Source organism: Streptomyces sp. NPDC020362, from assembly GCF_040642095.1.
GTDB lineage: Bacteria > Actinomycetota > Actinomycetes > Streptomycetales > Streptomycetaceae > Streptomyces.
Window position 1 is genome coordinate 1 of record NZ_JBFAET010000272.1, and the last position, 9,627, is coordinate 9,627.

Below are 9,627 nucleotides of genomic sequence, written 5' to 3' on the forward strand. Positions count from 1 at the left end.
ATCAGATCTTTTCTCGATCCGATTTCCTCGGTGCTTTCCAGGTTCCCGCTCTCGCGTTTCCCTTTCCGGCGGTTCCGACTCTATCAGATCCTTTCTTGATCCGATTCCCTGTCGGCGGGTTCGTCCTGGGCTTTTGGGCTTTCGCCCTTCGGCCTTTCGACATTCACTACGCTAGCCCATTCCCTCGGCAACTCATAATCGAGTCTCACGAGACATGAATTCAGGCACGCGGGCGCGCCAAAATCGACCCTGTCGAGGGTTTGTAGCTGGGTAGTGGGTGGCCGCTCCGGCTGCAGGCGATTGCCGTACCCGGTTCAGCGGCTCGGGCTACATTACGCACCTTGCAAGGGCGCGTCAACTTGGGCGGCGCCTCGGCGTGTGGGCCCGATAAGGGCTCACCGTCGGGTCGTTGGCGATCCAGAAGCGCCACGGGTGGACGTCGCCGCTCCCGCCCTCGCCGGCGACTCCGGTGCGCGGACCGCTGCGTACCTGGTCGGAAGGGATGGCCATGCCCGTCAGCATGTGCAGTGGGGTGTCCCCCGTGGCGCACGCGTCCGTGCCGTCCAGAGCGCGGTCGATCCCCAGGGCCGTGGCCAGACGTGCCGGACCCTTGGCCAGTTCCTTGTCGTTCCGGGCCGAAAGCCGACGTTTGCGGGCCAGCTCGGCGCCGTCGACGACTTCACCGGCGCGGAGCAGGACGGCGCTCGCCCTGCCCTCGGGTCCGCAGACGAGATTCATGCAGTGCCACATGCCGTAGGTGAAGTAGACGTATACGTGTCCGGGGGGACCGAACATCACCTCGTTGCGGGTGGTGCGACCGCGGTACGCGTGCGACCCCGGGTCGTTCGGTCCGTCGTATGCCTCTACTTCGGTGAGGCGGACGGCGATCGACCCGTCGGGAGTGGTGCGGACCAGGATGCGGCCGAGGAGATCGGGGGCGACCTCGAGTACAGGGCGGTCGAAGAACTCTCGGCGCAGTGGCGTACGGTCCGGGGGCACGATCATGCCGTCCGAGGGTAGTCCAGACGGGTCAGCGGGCCTGCGGAACCGGGCGTGGGCGGATCGCGTTTGTACGGGGCGAGGGTCCATTCGTAAAGGGAGAGTCATGGCGTTCAAGAAGCTGCTCGCGAGCCTCGGGGCCGGTGGGGCCTCGGTCGAGACGGTGCTGACCGAGGTCAACGTGGTGCCGGGTGGTGTCGTCCAGGGTGAGGTGCGGATCCAGGGCGGGTCCGTGAACCAGGAGATCGAGGGGCTGTCCGTCGGTCTGCAGGCGCGTGTCGAGGTCGAGAGCGGCGACCAGGAGTACAAGCAGGACATCGAGTTCACCAAGGTGCGGCTCGGTGGTGCCTTCGAGCTGCAGGCGGGGGCCGTGCACGCGGTGCCGTTCGGGCTGGAGATTCCCTGGGAGACGCCGGTCACGATGATCGACGGTCAGGCGCTGCGCGGCATGAACATCGGTGTGACGACCGAGCTGGCGATCGCCCGTGCGGTGGACTCCGGCGATCTGGACCCGATCAACGTGCACCCGCTGCCGGCGCAGAAGGCGATCCTGGACGCCTTCATCCAGCTGGGCTTCCGCTTCAAGAACGCGGACATGGAGCGCGGCCACATCCGGGGGACGCGGCAGCGGCTGCCGTTCTACCAGGAGATCGAGTTCCACCCGCCGTCCCAGTACCGGGGGCTGAACCAGGTCGAGCTGAGCTTCGTGGCCGACGAGCACGCCATGGACGTCGTCCTTGAGATGGACAAGAAGCCGGGTCTGTTCAGCGAGGGCTCGGACACCTACCGCTCCTTCCAGGTGGGCCTGCACGACTTCCACGGGACCGACTGGGCGGCATACCTCAACCAGTGGCTGTCCGAGGTCGGCAGCAAGCGCAACTGGTTCTAGGCTCTGCCCCACTGACGGAGAACGATCAGGAGGTACCGAGGTGACCGAGCTCAAGCGGCGGCCGCTCCCCCACGACTTCCACCCGCCCGTGCCGGCGTTCACGGTGACGAGCGAGGACGTCGAAGAGGGTGCGACGCTGGGGAGCGCCCAGGTCTATGCGGAGGGGAACACCTCGCCGCAGCTGCGGTGGGAGGGTTTCCCGGCGGAGACCAAGAGCTTCGCCGTGACCTGCTACGACCCTGACGCGCCGACCGGCAGCGGGTTCTGGCACTGGGTCCTGTTCGACATCCCCGCCTCCGTGACGGAGCTGCCGGTGGGTGCGGGCGGCGGCAAGTTCGAGGGCCTTCCCGAGGGTGCGGTGCACGCACGCAACGACTACGGGACGAAGGACTTCGGCGGTGCCGCCCCGCCGCCCGGGGACGGCCCGCACCGGTACGTCTTCACTGTGTACGCGGTGGACCAGGAGAAGCTCGGCCCGGACGCGGACGCCTCTGCGGCCGTCGTCGGTTTCAACCTGCGGTTCCACGCGATCGCGCGTGCCCAGCTCATCGGTGAGTACGAGAACCCCGCCGCGGGCTGACGCGCCGCGCTGATTCAGCCGAGCGTTCATTGAACGTTTGCCCGCCTCCGGTCTTGGAAGTGATCGGAGGCGGGCATTTTTTATTGCGTTGTCCATCTCGGCGCGCCCGTCCAGAGTTGATCCAAGCCCGCCGGCGGGTGGGCAGGTGCACACAGGAGGTGGGCTGGATGCGTGACACGCTGGTTCTGAACGCGAGCTTCGAGCCGCTGTCGACGGTGACTCTGAACCGAGCCGTTGTTCTGGTGCTGCAGGACAAGGCCGTCGTCGAGCAGGCCCACCCCGAACTGCGTATGCGCGGTGCCGAGGTGGACATACCCGCGCCCCGGGTGATCAGGCTGTGCAGGTACGTACGGGTGCCGTTCCGAAGACAAGCGCCGTGGTCGAGGCGGGGTGTGCTGGTCCGGGACCGGCACCGGTGCGCTTACTGCGGGCGGCGGGCGACGACCGTGGACCATGTGGTGCCGCGGGCGCAGGGCGGGCGGGACACATGGCTGAACACGGTCGCCGCGTGTGCGGAGGACAACCACCGCAAGGCCGACCGGACTCCGGAGGAGGCGGGGATGGCGCTGCTGCGGGAGCCGTTCGAGCCGACTCCGGCGGACGCGATGCTGCTGGCGCTGCGGGAGGACGACTTCAGGACGCTGCCTCAGTGGCTGGCGCAGTCGGCGGCGTAGCCGGTCAACTCGGGCTGTACCGCGAAAGTTGCAGGAACCGGTGGCGTACGCCGGCCGTTGCCCGCCAAGGTCAACCCGGTGCGGGACGACGGCCGGGTGGCTGCGTCCGTACCTTCTTGCACCAGCACACCACGGCGGGGCCGGGCTGAACGGCCCCGCGTGGGCCGCGGGTCGATGGAGGGGCCCGAACGGGGGGACCCCGACCTGCGGCGTGCGGAAGGGACGATCACGTCATGAGCAAGCTCAGCCTGCGCACCCGGGCCGCGCTGTCGGCCACCGCCGTCGTGGCGGCGACGCTCGGGTTCACCGGGATGACCGCCGGAGCGGCCCAGGCCAGCACCACCGCGAAGACGCTCAACAACGGCTCCAGCGGACACGGAGTGTGGTGCGTCCAGCGCATCATCAACCGCAACTACCCGGGGGCCCTGACGGAGGACTCGGCGTACGGCAGCTACACCAAGGCATGGGTGAAGTACTTCCAGGAGCACCACGGGCTGACCGGCCGCAACGCCGACGGCATCGTGGGCAAGAAGACCGGCAACGCGCTGCTGAAGTCCATCGGCGGCGACCGCTACTGCTACAAGTACCTGCCCACCACGTACTGACCCCTCGCCCCTGAGGCTCGCCGGACCGTGCGGCCCGCGGGGTGAGCAAGGGCCCGCCTTCCCTGGGAAGGCGGGCCCTTGTCGTGCGTGTTTCCGAGGTCAGTCGATCTGCGGCTTCTCGCGGCGCTCGGAGCCCGGGCCGTTGTTCTGGGCCGGGACGGAGTTGCCACCGCCCTGGCCGCCTCCGCCCAGTGGGCCGAAGTTGCCCATCGCGCCGGACAGGCCCTTGAGGGCGTCGCCGATCTCGCTGGGGACGATCCAGAGCTTGTTGGCGTCGCCCTCGGCGATCTTCGGGAGCATCTGGAGGTACTGGTAGGAGAGGAGCTTCTGGTCAGGGTCGCCGGCGTGGATCGCCTCGAAGACCGTGCGGACGGCCTGGGCCTCGCCCTCGGCGCGCAGGGCGGCGGCCTTGGCCTCACCCTCGGCGCGCAGGATCTGGGACTGCTTCTCGCCCTCTGCGGTGAGGATCGCGGCCTGGCGCGTACCCTCGGCGGTGAGGATCGCGGCGCGCTTGTCACGGTCGGCGCGCATCTGCTTCTCCATCGAGTCCTGGATGGAGGTGGGCGGTTCGATGGCCTTCAGTTCGACACGGTTGACGCGGATGCCCCACTTGCCGGTGGCCTCGTCGAGGACGCCGCGCAGAGCCGCGTTGATCTCCTCGCGGGAGGTCAGGGTGCGTTCGAGGTCCATGCCGCCGATGATGTTGCGCAGCGTGGTGACGGTGAGCTGCTCGATGGCCTGGATGTAGCTGGCGACCTCGTAGGTGGCGGCCCGTGCGTCGGTCACCTGGTAGTAGATGACCGTGTCGATGTTCACGACCAGGTTGTCCTGGGTGATCACCGGCTGGGGCGGGAAGGGCACGACCTGTTCGCGCAGGTCGATGCGGTTGCGGATGGTGTCGATGAACGGGACCACGATGTTGAGGCCCGCGTTCAGCGTCCGCGTGTAGCGGCCGAAGCGCTCGACGATGGCGGCGCTGGCCTGTGGGATGACCTGGATGGTCTTGATCAGGGCGATGAAGACCAACACCACCAGAATGACCAGGACGATGATGACCGGTTCCATCGTGTTCCCCGTACCCCTCTCCGCCGCGGCGCCTTCGGCAGATCTTGTGGTTGTTGAAGATCTTGCTGGTCGAGTCTGACAGACCGCCGCGGAACTCGTGGGTGGTTCCGTTCAGTTGAGTCCTGCGAGGTCAGATCGAGGCCGGCCGGTTCAGATGACGATCGCGGTGGCCCCTTCGATCTCCACGACGTCCACCTCCTGGCCCACGTCGTAGGCACGGCCGGTGTCGAGGGAGCGGGCCGACCAGACTTCTCCGGCGAGCTTGATCCGGCCGCCGGAGCCGTCCACGCGCTCCAGGACGACAGCCTGCTTGCCTTTCAACGCGTCGACGCCCGTGGCGAATCGGGGTCGCTGTCTGCTGTGCCGGGCCGCGATGGGCCGGACGACGGCGATGAGGGCGACCGAGACGGCGAGGAAGGCGAGGACCTGGACCACGACGCCGAGGCCGAGGGCGGCGACGACCGCGGCCGCGACCGCTCCCACCGCGAGCATGCCGAACTCCGGCAACGCGGTGACGACGAGCGGGATTCCGAGCGCCGCCGCGCCGACGAGCCACCACACCCATGCGTCGATGTTGTTCACATGGTCATGGTAGGACCGCGGGTCGGGCGGCGGACAGGGCGCGAACGGGAGTGAGCCGGCGTCAGGACAGGGGCAGCCCGTGAGCGGTCCAGCGGTCGCCCACCTGCTCGACGACGAGCGGGAGTCCGAAGCAGCGGGAGAGGTTGCGGGAGGTGAGTTCCAGTTCGATCGGGCCCGCGGCGAGGACCTTGCCCTGGCGGATCATGAGGACGTGGGTGAAGCCGGGGGCGATCTCCTCGACATGGTGGGTGACCATGATCATCGAGGGGGCGATGGGATCGCGGGCGAGGCGGCCGAGGCGGCGCACCAGGTCCTCGCGGCCGCCGAGGTCGAGGCCGGCGGCGGGCTCGTCGAGCAGGAGCAGCTCGGGGTCGGTCATCAGGGCGCGGGCGATCAGAGTGCGCTTGCGCTCGCCCTCGGAGAGGGTGCCGAACTTCCGGTCCACGTAGTCGCTCATGCCGAGGCGGTCGAGGAAGGCGCGGGCGCGCTGCTCGTCGACCTCGTCGTACTCCTCGTGCCAGCCGGCGGTCATGCCGTAGGCGGCGGTGAGGACCGTCTGGAGGACGGTCTGGCTCTTGGGGAGCTTCTCGGTCATGGCGATGCCGGCCACACCGATGCGGGGGCGCAGCTCGAAGACGTCGACCTTGCCGAGGGTGTCGCCGAGGATGGTGGCGGTGCCCTTGCTGGGGAAGAGGTAGCTGGAGGCGACGTTCAGGAGGGTGGTCTTGCCGGCGCCGTTGGGGCCCAGGATGACCCAGCGCTCACCCTCCTTCACCGACCAGGAGACCTGGTCCACCAGAGCCCGGCCCTCGCGGACCACGGATACGTCCTCAAGCTCCAGAACATCGCTCATGAGCGTGTTGTCTCCCCTTGCAGTGTGGCCGGTCTCGGCTGTCGCGTACGCCTGTGGCTCGGTCCGCCGCGCCGGTGGGCGCAGCCCATAGGAAATCTACGCCACGAGTGCGGCGCTCCATTCCATCGGTCCGGTCCTTAGGGTGGGGGCATGCTCTCGGAACCGCGTTCAGGACGCCTCGCCGCTTGGGGAAATGCCCTTTTGGCCGGACTTGCCTCTCCGGATGACGCCGCGCTCGCCATCGTGGGCGAGGACGCGGTGCACCGGGTGGAGGGGCTGCAGGGTGAATCGGCGCAGGTCGGGCTCACGCTCGCGCTGGGCCGGCTGCGGACGCTGGGGGTGACCGGCCTGCGGGTGGCGCTGCCCGCGCCGGGACATCCCCTGGGCCTGAGCGGGCCGCCCGAGTTCAATGCGCGGGCGCTGGAGGCCGAGGAGGCGGTCGTCTGCTTCGGTGCCGCGTTCGGGCTGGTGCCTGAGGTGTACGAGGCCGGGCCCGCCGGTGATGTGCATGTCGAGGTGGTCTGGCACGTACTGCCGGTGCGGGAGGCGCCGCCCGCCGATGTGCCGTCGCTGGGCGAGGCGGAGCGGGAGCTGGCGGAAGCCCTGCGGGAGGCGACCGAGGTGCTGTCGCGGCTGGACGTCGCCGGGTCGGGTCCGGTGGCGGAGGCGGCGATCGACGCCTACCGGGCGCGGGCCGAGCGGGGGCGCGAGGTGCTGGCACCGGGGTACCCGCCGCGTGCGGTGCGGGTGCTGGAGCTGGCCCAGCGGGTCGGGCTGCTGGTGTCCCTGGCGTACGACGGGGGGCACGGGGCGGCGGTCAGCTCCGCCGAGATGGCGGCGCGGTCCGAGGCGCTGCGGCCTGTCGAGCGGACGGCCCGTCGGGCGCAGGTGGCGGCGTACAACGCGATCGTGGAGGAGCGGGAGCGCGGGGTTCGCTGACCCGGTGGCCGGCCGTCTGTCGGGCCGGCCGGCCGGAGGACAACCTGACAGGCCCCCCGGTGGATCCGGGAGGCCTGAGGTCGTCGTCGGTCCTGACTCAGTGGTTCAGGCCGAGGTTGGCGAAGGCCGGGTTCAGCACGCCGACGACGTTCACGGTGTTGCCGACGACGTTCACCGGGACGTGCACCGGGGCCTGAACGACGTTGCCCGAGACGACACCCGGAGAGCCCTTGGCCTCACCGTTGGCACAGGCGCCGTCCGTGGCGGAGGCCATGCCCGCACCAGCGGCCAGGAGGCCACCGGCCACCATCGTCACGGCCGCAGCCTTCTTCAGGTTCTTCACTGTCTGAGTCCTCCTTGCGATCACCGCGGCTGTTCGCCGCAGCACGCACTGGAGAACGGCGGAGATCGCCCAAGGGTGCGCCATGCGGGTGACATTCCCACGACGGTATGAATCTCAGCCCGGAGCGGAACCTTCCGAGTTGCCGTGCGTGAGGTGCTGGGGAGGACGTTTCAGCCCGTCACGCCATGGCGTACGGCCCACAGGGCGGCCTGGGTGCGGTCGGCGAGGTCAAGTTTCATCAGGATGTTGGAGACATGCGTCTTGACGGTCTTCTCGGACAGGACGAGGGCGCGGGCGATCTCGCGGTTGGAGCGGCCGTCGGCGATCAGGCTGAGCACCTCGCGCTCCCGCTCGGTCAGTGAGCCTCCTCTGCCCTGGCCCGAGTTGGCCTCCTCCTGGGAGAGCAGGGCGCCGGCCACCTCCGGCTGGAGCAGGATGTGCCCGGCGTGCACAGAGCGGATGGCGCCGGCGAGCGCGTCGGGGTCCACGTCCTTGTAGACGTACCCGGCGGCGCCCGCTCGCAGCGCCGGGACGACCGTGCGCTGCTCGGTGAAGCTGGTGACGATCAGCACGCGCGCGGGGTTGTCGAGTTCGCGGAGCCTGCGCAGGGCGTCGATGCCGTCCATGCCCGGCATCTTGACGTCCATGAGGACGACGTCCGGCCGCAGTTCCTCGGCGCGGGCGACCCCCTCGGCGCCGTCGGCGGCCTCGCCCACGACCTCGATGTCGTCCTGCACCTCCAGGAAGGTGCGAAGGCCCCGGCGGACGACCTGGTGGTCGTCGACGAGCAGCACCTTGATTGGGTCAGCCACCGGGGACCTCCATCTCGATCGTGGTGCCCTTGCCGGGCGCCGATTCCACGGTCAGCGTGCCGCCGGCCCCGCTCGCCCGGTCCCGCATCGAGACCAGGCCCAGGTGGCGTCCGGCGCGGCGGACCGCTGTGGGGTCGAAGCCGACGCCGTCGTCGGTGACGCGCAGGACGGCTCCGTGGCCGCGCCGCTCCATGCTGACGTGGACGTGCTCGGCGCCGGAGTGGCGCAGGGCGTTGTGCAGGGCTTCCTGGGCGACCCGCAGCGCGGCCTCCTCCTGTGCGGCGGGCAGGGCGCGCAGACCGGTGGCGTCGAAGGTGACACGCGCGGTGTGGGCGCGGTCGAGGACCTGTATCTGGGTGCGCAGGGTGGCGATCAGGCCGTCCTCGTCCAGGGCGGCGGGGCGCAACTCCACGACGGCGGCGCGCAGTTCGTCGGCCGCCTCGGCGGCGAGCGCGGCGACCTGGTGCAGCTCGCCCTTGGCACGGGCGGGGTCGCGGTCGACCAGCGCGGCGGCGGCCTGGGCGGTCAGGCGCAGCGAGAAGAGCTTCTGGCTGACCGCGTCGTGCAGTTCGTGGGCGAGGCGGGAGCGTTCCTCGGCGATGGTCAGCTCGCGGCTGCGCTCGTAGAGGCGGGCGTTGGTGAGGGCGATGGCGGCGTGCTGGGCGAGGGTGGAGAGCAGTTCCTCGTCCTCCTCGGTGAAGCCGCAGCTGCCCTCCGGCTTGGGGCAGCGCTTGTTCGCGAGGAACAGCGCGCCGAGCACGTCCTCGCCGTCCTTGATCGGCAGTCCCAGGAAGTCGGACATCTCCGGGTGGGCGGACGGCCAGCCCTCGAAGCGCGGGTCCTTGCGGACGTCGGCGAGGCGCTCGGGCCGCGCCTCGTGCAGCATCGCGGCGAGGATGCCGTGCTGGCGGGGCAACGGGCCGATGGCCTTCCACTGGGCGTCGCTGACGCCGTCGACGACGAACTGGGCGAAGCCGCCGTGGTCGTCGGGGACGCCGAGCGCGGCGTACTGCGCGTCGAGCAGCTCGCGGGCGGAGGCGACGATCGTCTTCAGGACGTCGCGCACTTCCAGGTGCCTGCTCATGGCCAGCAGCGCGGAACTCACCGCGGCGAGGCCGGACCGGGGGCCGTGACTCATGTCCTCACGGTACCGGCGGGGTGTGACAGCAAGGATCGGACCTGTGGCGGCCCGGCCTGCGCCGCTGGACCTAGGCCCGGCGGGGTAGGTCCCCGGGCCCCGGGCGTGCGGTGTACGTCGAAGGGCCCCGCCGTATTGCGGCCGCCGC

The 9,627-nt window shown here is 69.9% G+C and carries 12 protein-coding genes; 5 read left to right on the top strand and 7 right to left on the bottom strand.

Annotation, left to right across the window (positions count from 1 at the left end):
- Window positions 1–354 precede the first annotated feature (354 nt).
- A complete protein-coding gene (locus AB0H32_RS43855) occupies window positions 355–1,005 on the bottom strand; it encodes a DNA-3-methyladenine glycosylase (protein ID WP_361133857.1) in 651 nt (216 codons plus the stop codon).
- Window positions 1,006–1,105: 100 nt separating this feature from the next.
- Between AB0H32_RS43855 and AB0H32_RS43860 the strand changes: the two genes are divergently transcribed.
- The 4 genes from AB0H32_RS43860 (at window position 1,106) to AB0H32_RS43875 (ending at window position 3,747) form a co-directional block, all read left to right on the top strand.
- Window positions 1,106–1,888 (top strand): sporulation protein, encoded by a 783-nt coding sequence (locus AB0H32_RS43860; RefSeq protein ID WP_361133860.1) that lies wholly within the window; start codon window positions 1,106–1,108, stop codon window positions 1,886–1,888.
- 40 nt (window positions 1,889–1,928) lie between these two features.
- Window positions 1,929–2,468, top strand: coding sequence for a YbhB/YbcL family Raf kinase inhibitor-like protein (locus tag AB0H32_RS43865; RefSeq protein WP_361133863.1), 540 nt, complete (start codon window positions 1,929–1,931; stop codon window positions 2,466–2,468).
- A 167-nt stretch (window positions 2,469–2,635) separates the two neighbouring features.
- On the top strand, window positions 2,636–3,142 hold the full coding sequence (locus tag AB0H32_RS43870) for an HNH endonuclease (protein ID WP_361133866.1): 507 nt from the start codon (window positions 2,636–2,638) through the stop codon (window positions 3,140–3,142).
- 233 nt (window positions 3,143–3,375) lie between these two features.
- Window positions 3,376–3,747 carry a peptidoglycan-binding domain-containing protein gene (locus tag AB0H32_RS43875; protein ID WP_361133869.1) on the top strand — a complete coding sequence of 124 codons (372 nt, stop codon included), beginning with the start codon at window positions 3,376–3,378 and terminating at the stop codon, window positions 3,745–3,747.
- A gap of 99 nt (window positions 3,748–3,846) precedes the next feature.
- On the opposite strand, the gene AB0H32_RS43880 is transcribed toward AB0H32_RS43875, so the two are convergent.
- The 3 genes from AB0H32_RS43880 to AB0H32_RS43890 all read right to left on the bottom strand — a co-directional run bounded on the left by AB0H32_RS43880 (window position 3,847) and on the right by AB0H32_RS43890 (window position 6,247).
- Complete coding sequence (locus AB0H32_RS43880; RefSeq protein ID WP_361133872.1) at window positions 3,847–4,812, bottom strand: SPFH domain-containing protein; 966 nt, start codon at window positions 4,810–4,812, stop codon at window positions 3,847–3,849.
- Window positions 4,813–4,962: 150 nt separating this feature from the next.
- Window positions 4,963–5,394 carry an NfeD family protein gene (locus AB0H32_RS43885; protein WP_361133874.1) on the bottom strand — a complete coding sequence of 144 codons (432 nt, stop codon included), beginning with the start codon at window positions 5,392–5,394 and terminating at the stop codon, window positions 4,963–4,965.
- Between the two features lie 61 nt (window positions 5,395–5,455).
- Complete coding sequence (locus AB0H32_RS43890; RefSeq protein WP_361133877.1) at window positions 5,456–6,247, bottom strand: ABC transporter ATP-binding protein; 792 nt, start codon at window positions 6,245–6,247, stop codon at window positions 5,456–5,458.
- A 150-nt stretch (window positions 6,248–6,397) separates the two neighbouring features.
- On the opposite strand from AB0H32_RS43890, the gene AB0H32_RS43895 reads away from it, so the two are divergent.
- On the top strand, window positions 6,398–7,186 hold the full coding sequence (locus AB0H32_RS43895) for a hypothetical protein (RefSeq protein ID WP_361133880.1): 789 nt from the start codon (window positions 6,398–6,400) through the stop codon (window positions 7,184–7,186).
- A gap of 97 nt (window positions 7,187–7,283) precedes the next feature.
- Here AB0H32_RS43895 and AB0H32_RS43900 read toward each other — a convergent pair whose 3' ends face one another.
- The 3 genes from AB0H32_RS43900 to AB0H32_RS43910 all read right to left on the bottom strand — a co-directional run bounded on the left by AB0H32_RS43900 (window position 7,284) and on the right by AB0H32_RS43910 (window position 9,479).
- Window positions 7,284–7,529 carry a chaplin gene (locus AB0H32_RS43900; protein ID WP_361133883.1) on the bottom strand — a complete coding sequence of 82 codons (246 nt, stop codon included), beginning with the start codon at window positions 7,527–7,529 and terminating at the stop codon, window positions 7,284–7,286.
- Between the two features lie 170 nt (window positions 7,530–7,699).
- Window positions 7,700–8,341, bottom strand: coding sequence for a response regulator transcription factor (locus AB0H32_RS43905; RefSeq protein ID WP_361133886.1), 642 nt, complete (start codon window positions 8,339–8,341; stop codon window positions 7,700–7,702).
- Window positions 8,334–9,479, bottom strand: coding sequence for a GAF domain-containing sensor histidine kinase (locus tag AB0H32_RS43910; RefSeq protein WP_361133888.1), 1,146 nt, complete (start codon window positions 9,477–9,479; stop codon window positions 8,334–8,336). Before AB0H32_RS43910 ends, AB0H32_RS43905 begins: the two co-directional genes overlap by 8 nt.
- Between the last annotated feature and the right edge of the window lie 148 nt (window positions 9,480–9,627).